This window comes from Bacillus sp. FSL H8-0516, from assembly GCF_038635285.1.
Classification (GTDB): Bacteria; Bacillota; Bacilli; order Bacillales; family Bacillaceae; genus Bacillus; species Bacillus safensis.
In genome coordinates this window covers 3083254-3101599 of record NZ_CP152051.1, presented here as the reverse complement: position 1 = coordinate 3101599, position 18346 = coordinate 3083254, and the positions used below count along the sequence as shown (strand labels likewise).

Genomic DNA, 18346 nt, shown 5'->3' with positions numbered 1-18346 from the left:
TACTTGAAGGAGGCCAACACATACCATGCGTTTTTATGGAAGATTTGAAGGGTACAATTCATCAAAGTTTAGACGCGATTTAATCGCTGGGCTTGTCGTGGGCGTTGTGGCAATTCCTTTAGGCATGGCATTTGCCATTGCATCTGGTGTCGGACCAGAATATGGATTATACACAGTCATCGTTGCCGGCATTTTGATTTCATTGTTTGGTGGTTCAAAGTATCAGATCGGCGGGCCGACCGGGGCGTTTGTTCCAATTTTATTCGGGATCGTCAGCCAGTACGGTATTGAAAACTTGCTCATTGCCGGTTTTATGGCAGGCTGTATGCTTGTATTATTCGGAATATTCAAACTAGGAAAGCTCATGAAATTTATTCCTCGTCCGGTTATCATCGGTTTTACTGCTGGCATTGCTGTCATTATTTTTTCAGGACAGATTGCCAACTTCCTCGGATTAAAGGGTGTTGAAAAACATGAAAGCTTTTTCCTCAATATGAGAGAAATTGTGGTCCATCTTGGTACCACAAACAGTCTCGCCATTATCACAGCCGTCATCGGGCTCATCGTGATTTTGGCGGCACAAAAATACATTCCCAAAATACCTGGTGCTCTATTAGGTTTATTGGCTTCTACGTTTCTAGCCGTTCTCTTTTTTCAAGGACAAGTTGAAACGATTGGCTCTGCATATGGTGAAATCCCTCGTCAGCTGCCAACCTTCGCTTTTCCTGAATTGACGATTGAAAAAATGATATACCTCCTGCCTCCAGCAATTGTCATTGCGCTTTTAGGCGGCGTGGAATCGATTTTATCCGCAATGGTCGCTGATAATATGAAAGGCTCTAAGCATGACAGCAATAAAGAGCTTGTGGGGCAAGGAATTGCCAATATGGCGGCACCGCTTTTCGGAGGAATTCCAGCGACGGGAGCTATTGCCCGAACGGCCACGAACATAAAAAATGGCGGGGCAAGTCCGATTTCTGGTGTGGTGCATGGCGTTGTCGTCTTGCTGATCTTAATGGTATTTGCGCCGTATGCGTCGATGATTCCACTTGCTGCAATGGCACCGATTTTAATGTTTGTTGCTTGGAATATGAGTGAGAGAAAAGAGTTTGTCAATATTTTGAAAGTGAAAAATGCTGATTCGCTTGTACTGGTCGTGACCTTCCTGCTCACAGTGATCGGTGATTTGATTATTGGCGTCACTGCTGGTCTCATTTTAGCGTTTATCGCCTTTATCAAAAAAATGAGCCAGACGACCAATATTCATACAAATGTCGCCGTTCCTCAAATGGAAACAGCAGCTGCTTTAGAAAAACAGACAGAGGAGAAAGGGATCAGTATGTATTCCATTGAAGGGCCGCTCTTTTTCGGAACAACAGATTCATTAGAAAATTCGATATTGGATCATGTTCAAACAAAACCGAAAACGCTCATTCTGCTTATGAATAAAGTCAATTATATGGACACATCGGCAGAAGCGGTTCTAATGAATATCTCCAATCGGTTAAAGCATCATAATGGAAAGCTGATGATCGTTGGACTTCAATCACAGCCTAAGGAGCTTTTGCATCGAACAGGTCTATTCCATCATATCGGAAAACAGCATTTCTTTGAACGAACGGATGACATCTCACCACAGCATCTTTAAGGCGTAAAAAAACACGTGACAGCTTGGTCACGTGTTTTTTACTGGCTCTTTTTCTCCAGAAAAACGCTTTGTGAGTTTTTGTTGATGAGCGCTGAAGATCTCTTCTACTGTGACATCATATTGATCCGCTAAAATGAGGAGATTTGCTAAAACATCTCCCATTTCTTCAATGAGTTCTTTCTTCAGCTCAGATGATTCCTGTCTCTGCTCATCAGGCCGGTCTCGTCCGATTTCTATTGCTCTAACAGCGCGAGCGAGTTCTCCCGTTTCTTCCATTAAGAAGCCTAACCGGATAAACGGTCCGTATTCTGTCCAGTTTCTCGTTTGATAAAAATCCTTGATCCACTTCTCCATCTCAGTTGTTTGCATTCTCTCTATACAGCTCCTTATATGGTGTTCACTCTTTTGATTTTACACTATATATAGAAGAAACGGCTGTTTCTTTACAAATCATTATAGTAGAATGAGTGGGTGAAGAAATCATAGAGAGAGATGGGGCTGTTTTGATGAAAACGATTTGTGTGTTTGCTGGTTCGAATCCAGGTGTAAATGATGTCTACAAACAAAAGGCTGTAGAGCTGGGTGCTTATATGGCGAAGCAGGGCATTCGTCTTGTTTATGGCGGGTCGCGTATTGGGTTAATGGGCGCGATTGCCGATGAGGTCATGAGACATGGCGGGCAAGTGATCGGTGTCATGCCTAAGGGGCTTTTTAGAGGAGAAGTCGTGCATCAAGAGCTGACAGAGCTAATTGAGGTAACAGGCATGCATGAACGAAAAGCAAAAATGAGCGAGCTGGCCGATGGGTTTATTGCGATGCCAGGCGGCTTTGGTACATATGAAGAATTATTTGAGGTGCTGTGCTGGGCACAAATCGGCATCCATCAAAAGCCGATTGGATTGTATCAAGTAAATGATTACTTCAATCCGCTCATAGACATGGTGAAATTCAGTGTACAGGAAGGTTTTTCGAATGAATCACACCTTCAATTGTTACATGCTTCGGGTGAACCGGAGGAATTAATCACGCAGATGGCTTCTTATCAAACACCGTCTCTTCAGCAGAAATGGACGGAGCTGTCTTAAAGTATATGTCAATCAAAAAAAACCGTCTGTTCAAGGAACAGACGGTTTGTGTTGTGATCATTATTTTTGGTCTTCTGTATTACGGGTCAAGACTTTGTCAATGAGTCCGTATTGAAGTGCTTCTTCCGCTGTTTTGAAGTTGTCACGATCTGTATCGCGCTCAATGACTTCAATTGGCTGACCAGTACGTTCAGCAAGTACTTGGTTCAGTTTATCGCGTAAAGAAAGGATTCGTTTTGCCGCAATTTCAATTTCTGTAGCTTGACCTTGGGCACCGCCGAGTGGTTGGTGAATCATGACTTCACTGTTTGGAAGAGCATAACGCTTACCTTTTTCACCAGCAGCAAGCAGGAACGCACCCATAGATGCAGCCATACCAATACAAATAGTTGATACCTTTGGTTTAATAAATTGCATCGTATCGTAAATGGCCATACCAGCTGTGATTGAACCGCCAGGGCTGTTAATGTAGATAGAAATATCTTTTTCTGGATCTTCAGCTTCTAAGAAAAGCAGCTGTGACACGATGGAGTTGGCAACATTGTCATCGATCGCAGAACCAAGCATGATAATACGGTCTTTTAAAAGACGAGAATAAATGTCGTAAGCTCTTTCCCCACGATTTGTTTGCTCAATGACTGTAGGTATTAAATTCATAATGTTCCTCCTTCACCTTTTAGGTAAGTATGTAATTCAATGATACATTTTTGGTCAATAAAGGTCAAACAAAACGCTGACCTAAATTCAAATACCCGTATCTATTTTCCCCAAAATCATTCCACTTCAAACCAGCATATTATTCTATGTATCCAAAAGAAGAAAATACATCATCAAGACGAATGATTAATCATTGCTTTCTTGCAGCATTTCCCTTATAATTTGATATGCTGACGTTCAAAAAACATATCGTGCGCTCGTAGCTCAGTTGGATAGAGCGGTGGTTTCCGGTACCACGTCTGCCGGGGGTTCGAATCCCTCCGAGCGCGTACTTAGTATCTGATAGGATTCGATTAATAATTTGTGAAAGATGAGAAAAACCCTTTTAAATAAAGGGTTTTTCTTTGTTTTTTATGTAATTGAAATATGTGACTAAACGTTATTAATTCTGTTGGTTTTGCACAAATTTTTCACTTGTGTAACTTTCGAGTACTAAAAGTACTCATAGTCTCTTCTTCTCTAAACTCCTTCATAACATGATCATAATATCTAAATAAAAATGACATCTGAGGAAAGATTGCGCCTGCATTTGATTTTGAAGTTCCGACGAATATGGTCGATAGTTATTTAACATACAAGAAAAACGGAAACCGTTCTTTAGTTGAAATAAAAGAAACGAAGCACAGCATTGAAATGAAGGGTGAAACATCAGTGTATGACATTACGTACGAGCTTCCGCGCATAAACGTTGAGCGTCACACAGGTCACCTTTTTAATGATGAACAGGTCGAGAAAAAAGACAAAAGAATCACGTATGATCTTGTGAATGGGGGACGTAAGTTTTATAGCCCTATTTGGTCTTACATTGGGAAGTATGACATGAAACTGAAATCACCGCCTATGGGTGTGAATCTCGTTATGGTGGATGTGCAACAGCAACTAGAGCTAAACGCTCATATGTATACCCATATGGATTCAGAAACGAAAGAATATGACGAGGTTCTTTTGAAACCAGTGTATGCAGATGATCCATTTCCGAATGGTCTACCAGAGGGATGGACAAAAGAGGACGTAGAATGGATAAAAACCAAATAACAGAGAGGGGATAGGCGGGTTTGAGTTTTGCAGAAATTTTAAGAAAAGCTGTGTAAGAAACAAATAAGTCACACAGACTGAATGGTCAAAGTTGACGGGGATAGCGAAATCTTCAATAAGTCAATATGTATCAGGTAGGAATGAACCTAATCAAAATAGGAAAATTAAGATATTTGAAGTTCTAGGGATGAATCCTTTAGATCATATTGATGAAATAAGTCGAACGGCATTAGTGGGAAAATCCCTGTGCAGAAAGCGGCTAAATTATTGGGGAAGTAAGAACAATTTGTACGTGTTGGATTGCAACGTTCTGTCTAGCCTTTTGGCACAGTTGTTAAATTAAGTTCTAAGTGGACTTATCTTTAACCGGCAGTCTTTATCTTTCGCCACTGTCGTCCTCTTATCTATTAAAGGGCTTGATTTTGACGTTACAAAATCAAGCCCTTTAATAAGAGTTAGGTTTAATTAAAAATCTCGTTTTATTTGTGATGTTCTTTATGAAATAAATTTCTCTATTGTGATAAAATAGTAAATAAATTGTAATGGGGTGTAATAATGGTAACTATAAATCTCGTGTTAGGAATTATTGCTTCAATCCTATCTATTTGTTCAATTGTCTTCTCAAAAAAGGTATCTGCTAAAAATAAAGAAATTGAACAATATTTGAACCAAGAATTAAATATTACATTGGATTCATCGAAAAAAGATGTATTGTCTAGTAAAAAGGCAATTTCGGGTGAAAATGGGAACAGCATAATAGGAAACGGGAATAATATTCGTGGAGGGAAATAATGGCGTTCAGTAATAGTGCTAGAAGCGGAGATAATGGAACTTCAATTGTTGGTAATGAGAATAAACTTACAACTGTTAATTTGGGCAGCCAAACCCCTAAAATATTAAAGCGAAGTGTTATATTTGATGTTTGTAAAATAATAGCAGAGCTTGATATCGACTATGATGATGAATATTCTATTCATAACAATTCTGATTGGATGGAAAAGTTTGAGCACAATAAAGTTAAAGCTTATGTGGAGATTTTTGATAATTATTCAGACGGTTATGATGAAGTTTCTAAGGTTTTACACGGCTATTTAAAAAAGTCAATAATGGTCAAAAAAATTCGGACAGTTTATTTAGAAGTTGAAAAGGTAAGAGAAGATGAAAAGCTTGATGGTGATTATGTGATTAACCAAGTGTTTCGTCGTATTAAAGAAGAAGTTTGGTATAATGCACTAATCAATGAATCTGACTTAATAGATGAAGAAGTCGATGAAGCTATTTATCTGATTATGTTTTATGCATTTACTAAATGTAAACTTTTAAAGCCAGTGCCTAAGGATGTTGAATAATATGATAATTGACAGAGACTCAAATCCTAAAGATACCGTATACTATATTTCAGCATGTATTTTAGAAATTATTTCTCTAAACAAGCACAACGTTGAGGGTTTATACGAAACTTTAAAGAAGCGATACAATGACTCTCTTGAATACACAGTTTATTTGCTTTCATTGGATTTTCTTTTTCTTATTGATAAAATTTCAATTAGTAAGGAGGGATTTATAAATTGTTCATAAAGCGTTTGATTATTAAAGAAACAAAACCTGTTCAAAAAATCATTAGAGAAATTCGTTTTGCTAAGGGAATGAATTTTATTGTTGATGCTGGAAAAGATCAGGAAAAGGGAAATAGTGTTGGGAAAACGACTATTTTAAAGTTGATAGATATATGTTTGGGAGCAAAGCACAGGAAATATATTTATTTTGATGATGAAACAAAGCAAACAAATGAGACACTAAAAAACTATATTAATGACAACAAAATTAATGTTGAACTGAAGGTTGTTGAGTCTTTCGACGAGGAAGATTCAACTGTACATATTCTTTCTGTGGATCTTTATCCTCGAGGTAAAAGATATATCAATGGTATAGAAGTGAATCAAAATGATTACTGGCTACAACTTAATGAAATTTTCTTTTCTAATCGGTCTAATTCTCCTACATTTAGACAGTTAATTAATATGTTTGTTAGAATAGATCAAAGGGCAGACAATAATAAGTTCCTTAAATTTTTGGAAAGAACTAATGATGCAACCTATGAGAATATTTATTCGTATCTTTTTGAGATGCAAGATCAGGAAATAAGTAACCAAATTTTAGATTTAAGAAAAGAAATTGCAGAGAAAAATAAAGAAATAAAAAACTTTATGTCTATAAACAATTTTAAATCTATAGATAGTGTCAATCAAAAGATAAATCTACTAAAGTCGACTATTGATGAATTAAATGATCAAATGAACATATTAGTGAATTCAAGGAAATTCAAAGAAAATGAAGAAAAAATATCTGAAATAAAAATTATGTATGCTGATTATAGCGATCGGATTGATGAACTTTTATTTAAAAGAAAGAGAATCATAGATATTCTTGAGGATGCTGAGCAGGAAATAAAAAATGCCATTGATAAAGAGGTTCTAAGAAATTTATATAATGAAACTCTGGAAGCAATGGGTGAATTGCATAAGGAATTTGAAGACTTAGTAAAGTTTAATGATGAACTTATGCACAATAAAATAAGGTATTTTAATTTTCAGTTAGAAAAATTAGAAGAAAAAATTTTTGTTCTTGAAGAAGATAAGAATCGACTGTTTGAAAAACATAAGAATGTAATTATGTTAATAGAAGAAAATAAAATTGATGAGTATACTTCATTGCAAAGTAAGCTAGCGGAATATAACGAAGAGCTGGGGAGCAATAAGAACATTAGTTCAATTTATAATCTTTTAGAGAGTCGGGTGGCGGAGCTTGTTGAACAATTAAAAGAAACTGAAGCTGAAGCTGCTGTTAAGGAAGATTCTTTGTCTATCTTTAATAAATATTTTTCCCAATACAGTGAAAAGACTAATGGAGAACCCTTTATGCTATATAATACAGAAAAAGGCTTCCCTTTTGGTATTGATAACGTAAAAAGGGGATTAAGTACAGGTACGAGGAAATCCATTATTGTTGCATTTGATTTAGCCTATCAACAATTAGCTAAGGATTTGGAGAAAAAAGTCCCCAATTTTATAGTTCATGATGTAATAGAAACTATCGACCAAGTAGCTCTAAATGCCATTATCACTATCGTGAACTCTATAGAATGTCAATACATTGTTGCAGTTCTAAAAGAGAAAATTCAAGATAATGATCTACAAAAAACAAATATTGCAGTTACACTTTCTGAAAATAATAGACCTTTTAGAATCTAAACTTTAAAAAGAAACTTTTAGGAAACATGCATTCAACTAACATCCATCATTTTGTCTCAAACGCAGAAATATTCTTTGCACAAATTTTGCACCAAATCATCTTAAAATATTGTTACAACAATAACCATAGATATAAATTGTACGTTCTCCGAGCGCGTATCTGACCTTGCTTACGATGTTAAAGGTCTTTCATGAACCCCTCTTCAAATGGAGAGAGGTTTTTTGTGTTCATTCGGGTTTATCGTTCACTAGGGTGAGGGAAGTGAAAAAATGATCTGGTTGTAAGCCAGCAACATCTATCCGAATATAATAAAATAACCCCCATTCTTAACATAAGAATGGGGGTTATTGCTATAAAGGGGTTACCTGCCTTTTTGGCCTTTCCTGTAAATAGCCGCAGGTATAATTGTAAGAAGAACAATAATAAATCCAATCACGGATACAGTATTTTTTATTGTATTGTCATTCACAGTGAAGTTTGTCACGATCATTGCCGCTAGACAAAGAATGATAATTAAATAACTGTATTTCTCCAAGACTTTCACAAAATATCCCCTCCAATATGAAGCTGAAAATAATATTATGACTAATTATACAAAAATAAATAATAAAGGGTTATATTGGATGTTTGCTCGTGAGAAGGCGTTATGTTCATGTCCCTCCATGAAATACTGGACGTAAGACTCATTTCTTCCCTTTTCAGGCGTATTTGTTGAGCCGGCTTGCTGTATATGATTAACATGGAAGGGAATTGACAATGAGGAGGAATTTCTTGTGGCGAAGATTTTATTGATTACGTTTCCAGCTGAAGGACATGTGAACCCTATGTTAGGAATGATTAAAGCATGGGCGGATCGAGGCGATGAAGTGTATGCGGTCACAACTGTACATTATGAGGAACGGATTAAACGCTTAGGCGCTCACGTACATATACATCCAGACTATATTCGGACATTACATGTGGAAGAAGGAGATTTAGATTCTATGCAGCCGTTCTTTCATGCCATGCTGCAAACATCCTATGATATTTTAGAGGTGGTGGAAACACTTTCCGAGAAGCATTCATTTGATTTGGTTTACTTTGATATGTTTGGGGCAGGGGAGCTTGTTCGAGATTACTTGCACATTCCGAGCATTGGGTCCAACCCATCTTTTGTGCTGCAAGAGGCGCATTTTGATACACCGCTATACAGAAAGGATGAGAAAGCCGATCATCTGTTAGAAAAAATACAAGAGCGTTTTGGCGTTCAGCCAACGCGTTTGATGCAATTTATGAAAAATCGTGGAGAACTGAATATCGTCTATACAAGTGAATATTTCCAGCCGTCTGTTGATTCATTAAACGATTCGTTTGTTTTCATTGGACCGAGCTTTCTAAAAAGAGCCGACCAGCATGATTTCCCGCTGGAAGCACTTGAGCAAGAAAAAGTCGTTTTTATTTCCATGGGCACCGTTCTTGGGGATACAGAAGCATTTTTTAATATGTGTATAGATGCTTTCGAAGACTTTGACGGAAAAGTGATTATCGCAACAGGTGAAAAAGTAGATCGTTCTCTCTTAAAAGAGGCGCCTGCTCATTTTCTGATCGAGCCTTATGTGCCGCAGCTTGAAGTGCTCGAACTGACAGATGTGTTTATAACGCACGGCGGGATGAATAGTGTCAATGAAGGGATTCATTACCACGTTCCGATGGTCGTCATTCCAGTCGACAAAGATCAGCCGATGGTGGCACAAAGACTGACCGAATTATCTGCTGCCTGTACACTTGATAAAGATCAGCTGACACCAAAGCAGCTAAGAGAAACTGTTGAGAAGGTTTTAGGCAGTGACACGTACCGTGCGGGGATTGAGAAAATTGAAGAAAGCTTCCAAGCAGCAGGTGGAACAGAAAAAGCATTAAAGGTGATTGATCAATTTATACAAGTGAAACAGACTCAATCATGAGTCTGTTTTTTTTATGAAAAGACGTTGTATTTCCCATTTCTGTATGCTAATATTCAATTCGTAATCATTTCGATTAATAATCGTAATGATTACGATAATGTTGAATTGGGGGAAGTACATATGAGTGATCAACCTGTTTACATAAAGAAGAAATATGAGAAAAGGCATCCCTACGTGACATACACCTTGATGCTGTTTTCAGTGATGGCTTGTTTTTTATTGGCCTCATGCTCTGAAAACAAAGCATCCTCCAGCAATGATAGAGAAGAAGATGAGCTCGTGTATGCAAGTACAAAAGATATCAGGGACATCAATCCTCATCTATACGGTGGAGAGATGGCTGCTCAAAATATGGTGTTTGAATCGCTTGTCGTCAATACAGAGAAGGGCGTTCAGCCTGCCTTAGCGAAAAGCTGGGACATATCAAAGGATGGAAGGACCTATACCTTTCATCTTCGAAAAGGTGTGACTTTTTCAGATGGTGAGCCTTTTAATGCAAAGGCAGTGAAATTGAATATTGATGCTGTCGTCAAAAATATTGAAAAGAACGCTTGGCTTAATCTCGTATCTGAAATCAAATCCACAAAGGCGGTAGATGACGATACATTTGTTCTCACGTTGAAAGAGCCTTATTATCCTACGTTAGAAGAGCTGGGCTTAACACGCCCCTTCCGTTTTATTTCTCCAAAAAGCTTCATTGATGGAACGACTGCAAAAGGAGTTAAAAGCTATGCAGGTACAGGTCCTTATGTGCTAAAGGAACATAAGAAAAATCAATATGCCATTTTTGAAATGAATGACCACTATTGGGGGCAAAAGCCGAAAATTTCAACTGTGAAATGGAAAGTCATGCCGGATCACCAAACCATCTTACTTGCGCTTCAAAAAGGAGAGATTGATCTTTTATTTGGAGCAGATGGTGACATGATTGATGGAGACTCATTCCAGGCTTTAAAAGAAGCAGGGCAATATGGTGTCACCGTTAGCCCTCCTGTTGGTTCAAGATCGATTGTGATTAATTCAAACCAGCCAATCACAAAAGATCCGAAAATAAGAGAAGCTTTTCAATACGCCATTCAAAAGGACATGATCACTGAAGGCATTTTAAATGGAACGGAAAAGGTGGCACACACATTGCTTGCTCCTTCTGTCCCTTACGCAGATATTCCACTGAAAAAGAAAACTTATCAAAAGAAGAAAGCAGAGGCAATATTGGATGAGGCAGGCTGGAGGATGAAAGAAGACGGGTATCGCTATCAAAATGGCAAACTGCTGAGTGTGGCTATTTACTATAATTCCGATAATGCAGGGGAAAGAACGATCAGTGAATCGATTCAACAAGATTTCAAGCAGGTGGGGATCAAGCTGGATATTAGAGGAGAAGAAAAACAGGCATTCTTAGATCGCCAAAAAACAGGAAAGTTCGATCTGATGTACTCGCTGTCTTGGGGGCTTCCTTATGATCCACAAACTTATGTCTCTTCATTCCGTGTAGCATCCCATGCTGATTATCAAGCTCAATTAGGACTGAAAAAGAAAAAGTGGCTGGACGAGACGATTACGGAAGTATTAGTAGAACCAGATGAGCAAAAGCGGAAACAAATGTATCAAGAAATATTGACGTATATCCATGATGAAAATGTTTACCTCCCAATCTCTTATTCTGTGACAAAGGCTGTTTATAATAAGCGCCTGAAAGGCGTAGGTTTTCATGTGTCTCAGTATGAAATCCCATTTGACCGTATGTATTTTGCGTCATAAAACGGAGGCAGAGACATGACTCGCTATCTCTTAAAACGAATACTGATGCTTTTTCCGCTTATGATCTTCATCACCTTCTTTGCTTTTGTACTGCTGACGATGCGGGCAAGTGATCCAGCAGAGGTCGCTTTGCGGGTGAATCAAGTCACTCCAACAGAAGAAATGATTGAATCGATGCGGCAGGAGTTAGGCTTAGACCAGCCATTTTTCATCCGCTATGTCACATGGCTTAAAAATGGATTAACAGGCGATTTTGGCAGGAGCTATGTCACTCAGGAGCCCGTTTTTGATCTTATCATGGAGGCGCTGCCTGCGACATTGCAGCTTGCAGGAGCAGCGCTCTTTTTTATCATAGTGCTCAGTTTATTGTTCGGGGTGATCTGTGCATATGCTGCTCACACTTGGGTGGACCGTTTATTGAGAGCCTTTGTGTTTATCGCCGCTTCAATGCCTAGTTTTTGGCTGGGGATTTTGTTGATTTGGCTTTTTTCTGTCAAATTCAATTGGGTTAATACGAGTGGAATGGAAGGATTCAAATCGATTCTTCTTCCAGCTGTCACATTATCATTTGGCTACTTATCGACTTATGTGAGACTCATACGTAATCAAATTCTAAAATTTCAGCACGAGCCCTTTGTTTTTTATGCAAGAGCACGTGGTTTAAAAGAACGAACCGTTCAACTGAAAATCATGAGGCATGCCCTGCAATTAGCGGTAACAGCACTTGGCATGTCTATTCCAAAGCTCATTGCGGGAACTGTCATTATTGAGAACCTTTTTGCTTGGCCAGGGGTTGGCCGGTTGTGTGTAACTGCTATTTTCCATGCTGACTTCCCTATTATTCAAGCCTATTTGTTTGTGATGGGGTTCCTGTTTGTTATGTGCAATCTCATCGCTGATATGCTGCAAATGACCATGAATCCGCAATTGCGAAAGGAGGTATGACAACAATGATAGGGTGGCATCAATTAAGAAAAGACCGTATGGCGATTCTTTCAATCTGGCTGTTAGCGCTTGTCGCATTAGCTGGACTGTTTGCTCCAATGTTAGCACCACATGACCCAACAAATACGAACATTCTTCAAAAATATGCCGGTATCAGTCTTACTTACCCACTCGGAACGGATCATCTAGGGAGATGTGTATTATCGAGGCTTTTATATGGCATTCGGACAACAATGCTTGCAGCTATGCTGACGATGTGTATCACGATGCTCATTGGCAGCGCACTTGGACTCATGGCAGGCTTCTTTCGAGGAAAGGTGGATGGGGTTTTGATGAGGCTGTGTGATGTCATGCTGTCCTTTCCAGCAGAGGTGATGATTCTTGCGGTTGTGGGAATACTCGGACCTGGACTATTCAATATTATTTTGGCCAATGTCCTAGCGAAATGGGCTTGGTATACAAGAATGATTCGTTCGTCTGTCCTTCAATATGCGAATGAACCTTCTGTTCAATTTGCAAAGGTGACTGGCGGCAAACCCTTTTACATATTGAGGAGACATCTATTTCCTCGCATCTCAGGAGAAATTGCTGTTTTTGCGACACTTGATGCGGGCTGGGTGATCTTAAATATATCAGCACTGTCTTTTCTTGGATTAGGGGTGAGTGCACCTACACCAGAATGGGGCATGATGCTCAATGAGGCGAAGAATGTCATGGTGACACATCCAGCCCATATGCTTGCGCCTGGACTTGCCATCTTGTTTGTGGTCATGGCGTTGAGCTTTTTAGGAGACAGCCTTCAGCATGCCGCGAATCCTGCCATGCATCATACCAGAAAGAAAGGGGTGAGGCCATTTGCCTTTAATCGACGTAAAAAATCTGTCCGTACATGATCCACAGCAGCAAAAGAATATAGTGACGAATATCACATTTTCTTTACATCAACAACGCTGTTTAGCCGTCATTGGAGAAAGTGGCAGTGGAAAATCAACTGTCGCCAAAGCGTTAATTGATCTTGTCGCCCCTTCTCTAGAAGTGGAAGGAACGATCATTTTTGACGGCAAAACATTAACAAATCAAGAAGCGCATCAATGGCGGGGTAAACGAATAGGTTTCATCTCACAGGATGTCATGAATGCATTCAACCCTATTGAAACGATAGGTCATCAAATGGTGGAAACATTTCAGCAGCATTTGGGCTTACGAGGGAAAGAAGGGAAAGCACATTCTATGGCTGGGCTTACACGTGTCCATTTAAAAAATCCATATGATTTGATGAAAAAATATCCGTATGAACTGTCTGGCGGAATGCTTCAGCGTGTGATGATTGGCATCACGATGATGCTTTCTCCAGACATGATCATTGCAGACGAGCCAACTGCATCACTTGATGCCTTTAATCGGCGTGAAGTCATCAGACAATTACACAGCCTAAAGGAAGAAACGGGTGTTACCTTAATCGTCATAACGCATGATCTAGGCATCGTTCAGGAAATCGCTGATGAATTGATGGTTATGCACCAAGGAGTAATGCTTGAGCATGGGTCAGCCAAGGAAGTGTTCACATCACCTGAGCATCCCCAAACAAAGCATTTACTTGAGACGAGGCTTCGATTATCTGCCCCTACTGAAACACTGCGACAGCAGAAGAGAGTGGAGGCGTTTCCATGTTGATCACAGCTTTCGATCTAGTCAAACACGGTGAGAAGAAAGGTCTTTTTTCAAAACAAAAGAAACCAAAAGACCGCATATCAAATGTTTCGTTTCAAATCGAAAAAGGACAATGTGCCGGATTAGTCGGTGAGAGCGGCAGTGGCAAAAGTACATTGGCACGTATCCTGCTCGGTTTAGAAAAAATAGATGGAGGCGAGGTACAGATTGATGGTATGACAGCTGACAAATGGCGGAGGGTGAATCGGGGGAAAATGAGTGTTGTCTTTCAAGATTATCTATCTTCTGTTCATCCCTCCTTTACGGTGAAAGAGATCATAGCAGAACCGATGCGTTTGTTAAAGCAGAATCAGAATATGGATCAGAAGGTTTTGTCATTAATTGAGCAAGTCAGACTGCCCTCGTCTGTGCTGAATCAATATGCTCATCAGCTAAGCGGTGGTCAGCTCCAGCGAGTGTGCATCGCACGAGCCATATCAACGCATCCAGCCATTCTTATACTAGATGAAGTCTTGAGCTCACTGGATGTCTCTGTTCAAGTACAAATATTGGAGCTGCTTGAGACATTAAAACAAGAGCTAGACATGACCATGCTTCTCATTACTCATGATGTAGAAGCAGCGGTGTATCTATGTGACCGCCTTCTATTTTTACATGAAGGAAGCCTAGTGGAAGAATGCAAAAAGGACGAACTGTTTGAAGTGTCCCATCCATTTACACTCCAATTAATCGACTCACTTATGCCATTTCAGCTTGACAAAAAATAACCAATCTTTTATCGTATACGTAACAAACGACGGAAGGGTGACCCAATGCAATGAAGTACTAATCCTATGACCTGTAAGCAAAATGAACGAACGAAGGCAGTGAGCAAACGATCAGTTTGCCATGTTTGCTGCGTTTTCATTTTTTAGCTTCGGAATAGGATGGTACAGCTTGGGAATCAAAAAATGAAGTGATTGATACGTGGGATGTGTGTGTTCAAATATGAACGGCATACCATACTGGATCAATCCGCTTATTTTTGTACACCATTTTGCCTCCTATTCTGAGAATGGGAGGCTTTTTTATGTCTCCTGATATGAAAGGAGAGGATTGGATGTTATTAAAAGCCAATCAGTTAAAGGTATTTCGAAAAGATCGCTTGTTATTTGATATTGAGGAGCTAGCCATCCATCAAGGTGATCGCATTGGTCTTGTAGGGACAAATGGCAGCGGAAAAACGACTTTATTGCATGTGCTGGCAGGACAGGAAACACCAGACAGCGGCACGGTTGCCGCCACAGCGGTCTGTACGCTGCTTCCTCAATTGAAACAAGGAGACGGCAGACAGAGTGGCGGTGAAATGACCCAAACTTATATTGAAAGAGCATTAAGCCGGCCGTCTGCCCTTTTATTAGCAGATGAACCGACCACTCATTTGGATACAGAGCATATTGAGTGGCTGGAAGATAAGCTGCGTCATTATCAAGGAGCTCTCATTGTTGTTTCACATGATCGTGCTTTTTTAGATGCAATATGTACGGAGATTTGGGAACTGGATCATGGGAAGCTTCATCATTACAAAGGCAATTACACACATTTTGCACAGCAAAAAGAGCTAGCACATCGTCAGCAGGTGGAAGCGTATGAAGCCTATACACAAAAGAAAAAACAGTTAGAGCATGCACTGGAAAAGAAAAAGAAAAAGGCGGACAAAGCGACAAAGCCCTCCCAAAAGGTGAAATCCTCAGGACCTAAAATTGCAAAGCCCTACTATGCAAATAAGCAAAAAAAGCTGCAAAAAACAGCCAAATCCATTGAAACAAGGATGGAGAAATTAGAAAAGGTTGAGAAGGTAAAGGACATTCAGCCCATTCACATGACTCAGCATACGATGAAGGAAACTGCAAGCCGTACCATTTTGAGAGTGGAAAATGTAGATGGCAAGGCGGGCGATAAAGTGCTTTGGAGGCAGGCGAATGTGGAAGTGAGGGGCGGAGACAAGGTTGCCATTATCGGAAAGAACGGGAGCGGAAAAACGACATTTCTCCGTATGTTAGTGAATGGACATCCCGGAGTTACTCGTTCAGAGGCTGTCAAGCTAGCCTATTTTCGTCAGGATCTTTCAGGATTGAAGGTAGATGAATCGATTTTACAAAATGCGCTGAAAGAGGCAGTTCAAGATGAAACAGTGGTTCGAACGGTTTTGGCGAGACTAGGATTTAGAGGGGATGATGTGCACAAGCCTGTTGAGGTATTAAGCGGGGGAGAACGGGTGAAGACGATGCTTGCGTCCTTGCTCGTCAGTGATGCCAATGTTCTCATGCTGGATGAACCGACGAACTTTTTAGATCTAGCGGCAGTTGAAGCACTTGAAGGTCTATTGAAGGATTACCCAGGTACCGTTGTGTTTGTTTCCCACGATCGCAGGCTGATTGAAGAGGTTGCCACTCGTATTTTCCATATTCACGAGGAACGTATTGAAGCTTTTGAAGGCACATATGAAGCCTATAAACAAAAGGAAGAAAAACCAGCTGTGACAAATAGAGAAGAGGAGCTTCTGTTAATTGATATGCAGCTGTCTGAAGTGCTCAGCCGTTTAAGTATTGAGCCGTCGCAAGAGCTTGAAGAGACATTTCAAGCATTATTGAAACAAAAAAAGTCTTTGGAGTCATAAAAGAAAACCCCTGTTTACTCTACAGGGGTTTCAGCGTGTAGACAAACCCTCGCATTCGGTGTCAGTCCTGCGTGCCGGTGCTCACGAATGCTCAATTCGCTCCGCTCCGGTACTCGTCCTTCCTAGACTTCAAAGGTTTTCTATCACGCTGAAAAGAAGACAAAGAGCTAAAATAAAGATCATTTTAGCCCTTTGTCAACAATCTAAAACCCCTGTTTACTCTACAGGGGTTTGTTCATGTCGTTCTTTTTTTAATTGTTCAAGTTCACTCACTGTGACGAGCTGGTAGCCTTGTTTGGTGAGTTCATGGATGATCTTTACGGCAGCTTGGGCTGAGCTTTCATAAATATCGTGCATTAACACTGTTCTGCCATCGGCTGCATGTGAGAGAACGCGGTTTGTGATTTGCTGGCTGTTGCGGATTTTCCAATCCTCAGGATCAACATCCCACAAAGTGACCTTCATCCCAATTGCATGATTGATATCTTGATTTGTACCGCCATATGGCGGTCTAAAGTGCGTAGGTGTATATCCGCTAGCTTTCTCAATCAGCTGCTGGGTGTCTTTCACTTGTTTCACCGCTTCATCTAAAGGCAGTCTTGTTAATAAAGGGTGATTGTAGGAATGGTTTCCGATCTCATTCCCGCCTTTTAAAATATCGGCAAGCATTCCAGGGTAATATTGCACCCTGCTGCCTAATACGAAAAAGGTGGCATGTCCTTTATTTGCCTTCAGCGCATCTAAAATTTTTGAGGTTGTCGCTGGATTCGGTCCATCATCAAATGTGAGTGCGATGGCTTTTTTATTCGGGTCAAGCTTTGATTTTTGCGGCAGTTTGACGGCTTTTCTTTTTGGATTCGGTTCTTTCATTTCATTTTTATTTTTCAGTTTATCCATATATTCTGGCTTTAATATGTCCTTCAGCAATGTCTTTTTAATCGCGAGTGTTTGCGGACCAAGATCCTCTGCGGCTACTTGAGATGCAGGGAAATAAAATTCTACATATTTGTCTTTCAAGGCAAATTGACTGAAGTTTTGAGCATCAGGGGCTGTTCCTTTCTGAAGAAGAGGCTGATCCTTAGATAAGGTTTTGTCCTTCCGAAGCTCTGTATATGTAATATAGGATAATTTCTTTAAATAATTGGTTTTAGGCAGAAATAGATCTTTTGTGTCAAGAAAGGTTTTTTTCTGAAAATCAAAGTTAATCGTGAGATGATTGGTGGTTCCATTTTGCTGGCCAGTATACGTATAGGTCGTAAAACGAATGGCAGCAGACTGCTTTGCATAGTGCACCATTTCATAATCAATATTCAGTTCATAGCGTTTATGTTCATCGATATCCTTTGCTTCACTGAATGTTTTTTTGAAATGCTCTAATGCCGAATTGGCATAGCTTTGAATCTTATCATCTAGCTCTTTTTGATGAAAAAGAGGATAGTTGACTGCATATCTCATAAATTTCCCGTCATTTACGAGAGTGACAATTTCTACGTTTTTATAGTTCGTATCCTGCTTTACATTTTTCTTCTCTGTACCGCTTGCTTGTTGATTTTGAAAGAAAGCAACTGCTCCAATGACGACTGCAAGCGCAAATAGGACGATACTCCATTTTCCCTTTACTGACACAACT

General features: G+C 39.7%; 16 protein-coding genes and 1 tRNA gene. 14 read left to right on the top strand and 3 right to left on the bottom strand.

Features of this window, described 5'->3' with window-relative positions; all coding sequences use genetic code 11:
- Positions 1-25: 25 nt before the first annotated feature.
- Complete coding sequence (locus tag MHB67_RS15835; RefSeq protein WP_216099894.1) at positions 26-1648, top strand: SulP family inorganic anion transporter; 1623 nt, start codon at positions 26-28, stop codon at positions 1646-1648.
- A gap of 27 nt (positions 1649-1675) precedes the next feature.
- On the opposite strand, the gene MHB67_RS15830 is transcribed toward MHB67_RS15835, so the two are convergent.
- Positions 1676-2017, bottom strand: a complete 342-nt coding sequence (locus MHB67_RS15830) for a MazG-like family protein (protein ID WP_024427682.1) — start codon at positions 2015-2017, stop codon at positions 1676-1678.
- A 137-nt stretch (positions 2018-2154) separates the two neighbouring features.
- On the opposite strand from MHB67_RS15830, the gene MHB67_RS15825 reads away from it, so the two are divergent.
- A complete protein-coding gene (locus MHB67_RS15825) occupies positions 2155-2733 on the top strand; it encodes a TIGR00730 family Rossman fold protein (RefSeq protein ID WP_257802425.1) in 579 nt (192 codons plus the stop codon).
- A 60-nt stretch (positions 2734-2793) separates the two neighbouring features.
- On the opposite strand, the gene clpP is transcribed toward MHB67_RS15825, so the two are convergent.
- A complete protein-coding gene (gene clpP, locus MHB67_RS15820; RefSeq protein ID WP_024427684.1) occupies positions 2794-3390 on the bottom strand; it encodes an ATP-dependent Clp endopeptidase proteolytic subunit ClpP in 597 nt (198 codons plus the stop codon).
- A gap of 253 nt (positions 3391-3643) precedes the next feature.
- Here clpP and MHB67_RS15815 point away from each other — a divergent pair.
- The 12 genes from MHB67_RS15815 to abc-f all read left to right on the top strand — a co-directional run bounded on the left by MHB67_RS15815 (position 3644) and on the right by abc-f (position 16716).
- Positions 3644-3719, top strand: a tRNA-Arg gene (locus MHB67_RS15815).
- 283 nt (positions 3720-4002) lie between these two features.
- Positions 4003-4485: a hypothetical protein gene (locus MHB67_RS15810; RefSeq protein WP_122631955.1), complete on the top strand. Its 483-nt coding sequence runs from the start codon at positions 4003-4005 to the stop codon at positions 4483-4485.
- Positions 4486-5040: 555 nt separating this feature from the next.
- Positions 5041-5277: a hypothetical protein gene (locus MHB67_RS15805; protein WP_122631953.1), complete on the top strand. Its 237-nt coding sequence runs from the start codon at positions 5041-5043 to the stop codon at positions 5275-5277.
- Positions 5277-5834, top strand: a complete 558-nt coding sequence (locus MHB67_RS15800; RefSeq protein ID WP_122631952.1) for a hypothetical protein — start codon at positions 5277-5279, stop codon at positions 5832-5834. Before MHB67_RS15805 ends, MHB67_RS15800 begins: the two co-directional genes overlap by 1 nt.
- 219 nt (positions 5835-6053) lie before the next feature.
- A complete protein-coding gene (locus MHB67_RS15795) occupies positions 6054-7736 on the top strand; it encodes a DUF2326 domain-containing protein (RefSeq protein ID WP_122631950.1) in 1683 nt (560 codons plus the stop codon).
- 774 nt (positions 7737-8510) lie between these two features.
- Entirely contained in the window at positions 8511-9680 is a 1170-nt protein-coding gene (locus MHB67_RS15790) for a macrolide family glycosyltransferase (RefSeq protein WP_342492633.1), read from the top strand.
- Between the two features lie 120 nt (positions 9681-9800).
- Positions 9801-11441: a nickel ABC transporter substrate-binding protein gene (gene nikA / locus MHB67_RS15785; RefSeq protein WP_197172955.1), complete on the top strand. Its 1641-nt coding sequence runs from the start codon at positions 9801-9803 to the stop codon at positions 11439-11441.
- A 15-nt stretch (positions 11442-11456) separates the two neighbouring features.
- Positions 11457-12386 carry a nickel/cobalt ABC transporter permease gene (gene opp1B, locus MHB67_RS15780; RefSeq protein WP_073207513.1) on the top strand — a complete coding sequence of 310 codons (930 nt, stop codon included), beginning with the start codon at positions 11457-11459 and terminating at the stop codon, positions 12384-12386.
- Positions 12387-12391: 5 nt separating this feature from the next.
- Entirely contained in the window at positions 12392-13279 is an 888-nt protein-coding gene (gene opp1C, locus MHB67_RS15775; protein ID WP_024423538.1) for a nickel/cobalt ABC transporter permease, read from the top strand.
- Positions 13242-14060: an ABC transporter ATP-binding protein gene (locus MHB67_RS15770; protein WP_122631947.1), complete on the top strand. Its 819-nt coding sequence runs from the start codon at positions 13242-13244 to the stop codon at positions 14058-14060. Before opp1C ends, MHB67_RS15770 begins: the two co-directional genes overlap by 38 nt.
- Positions 14054-14824: a dipeptide/oligopeptide/nickel ABC transporter ATP-binding protein gene (locus MHB67_RS15765; RefSeq protein WP_342492632.1), complete on the top strand. Its 771-nt coding sequence runs from the start codon at positions 14054-14056 to the stop codon at positions 14822-14824. The genes MHB67_RS15770 and MHB67_RS15765 overlap by 7 nt, the downstream gene beginning before the upstream one ends.
- Positions 14825-15156: 332 nt before the next feature.
- Positions 15157-16716, top strand: a complete 1560-nt coding sequence (abc-f, locus tag MHB67_RS15760; RefSeq protein WP_220396322.1) for an ABC-F type ribosomal protection protein — start codon at positions 15157-15159, stop codon at positions 16714-16716.
- A 216-nt stretch (positions 16717-16932) separates the two neighbouring features.
- On the opposite strand, the gene MHB67_RS15755 is transcribed toward abc-f, so the two are convergent.
- Complete coding sequence (locus tag MHB67_RS15755; protein WP_034624494.1) at positions 16933-18342, bottom strand: polysaccharide deacetylase family protein; 1410 nt, start codon at positions 18340-18342, stop codon at positions 16933-16935.
- Positions 18343-18346: the final 4 nt, after the last annotated feature.

What these genes read in the sequence shown, in the direction of transcription:
- nikA (WP_197172955.1), top strand. Translation starts at nt 9,801, where the DNA reads ATGAGTGATCAACCTGTTTACATAAAGAAGAAATATGAGAAAAGGCAT.
- MHB67_RS15825 (WP_257802425.1), top strand. Translation starts at nt 2,155, where the DNA reads ATGAAAACGATTTGTGTGTTTGCTGGTTCGAATCCAGGTGTAAATGAT.
- MHB67_RS15805 (WP_122631953.1), top strand. Translation starts at nt 5,041, where the DNA reads ATGGTAACTATAAATCTCGTGTTAGGAATTATTGCTTCAATCCTATCT.
- clpP (WP_024427684.1), bottom strand. Translation starts at nt 3,390, where the DNA reads ATGAATTTAATACCTACAGTCATTGAGCAAACAAATCGTGGGGAAAGA.
- MHB67_RS15835 (WP_216099894.1), top strand. Translation starts at nt 26, where the DNA reads ATGCGTTTTTATGGAAGATTTGAAGGGTACAATTCATCAAAGTTTAGA.
- opp1C (WP_024423538.1), top strand. Translation starts at nt 12,392, where the DNA reads ATGATAGGGTGGCATCAATTAAGAAAAGACCGTATGGCGATTCTTTCA.
- opp1B (WP_073207513.1), top strand. Translation starts at nt 11,457, where the DNA reads ATGACTCGCTATCTCTTAAAACGAATACTGATGCTTTTTCCGCTTATG.
- MHB67_RS15810 (WP_122631955.1), top strand. Translation starts at nt 4,003, where the DNA reads ATGGTCGATAGTTATTTAACATACAAGAAAAACGGAAACCGTTCTTTA.
- MHB67_RS15800 (WP_122631952.1), top strand. Translation starts at nt 5,277, where the DNA reads ATGGCGTTCAGTAATAGTGCTAGAAGCGGAGATAATGGAACTTCAATT.
- MHB67_RS15830 (WP_024427682.1), bottom strand. Translation starts at nt 2,017, where the DNA reads ATGCAAACAACTGAGATGGAGAAGTGGATCAAGGATTTTTATCAAACG.
- MHB67_RS15765 (WP_342492632.1), top strand. Translation starts at nt 14,054, where the DNA reads ATGTTGATCACAGCTTTCGATCTAGTCAAACACGGTGAGAAGAAAGGT.
- abc-f (WP_220396322.1), top strand. Translation starts at nt 15,157, where the DNA reads ATGTTATTAAAAGCCAATCAGTTAAAGGTATTTCGAAAAGATCGCTTG.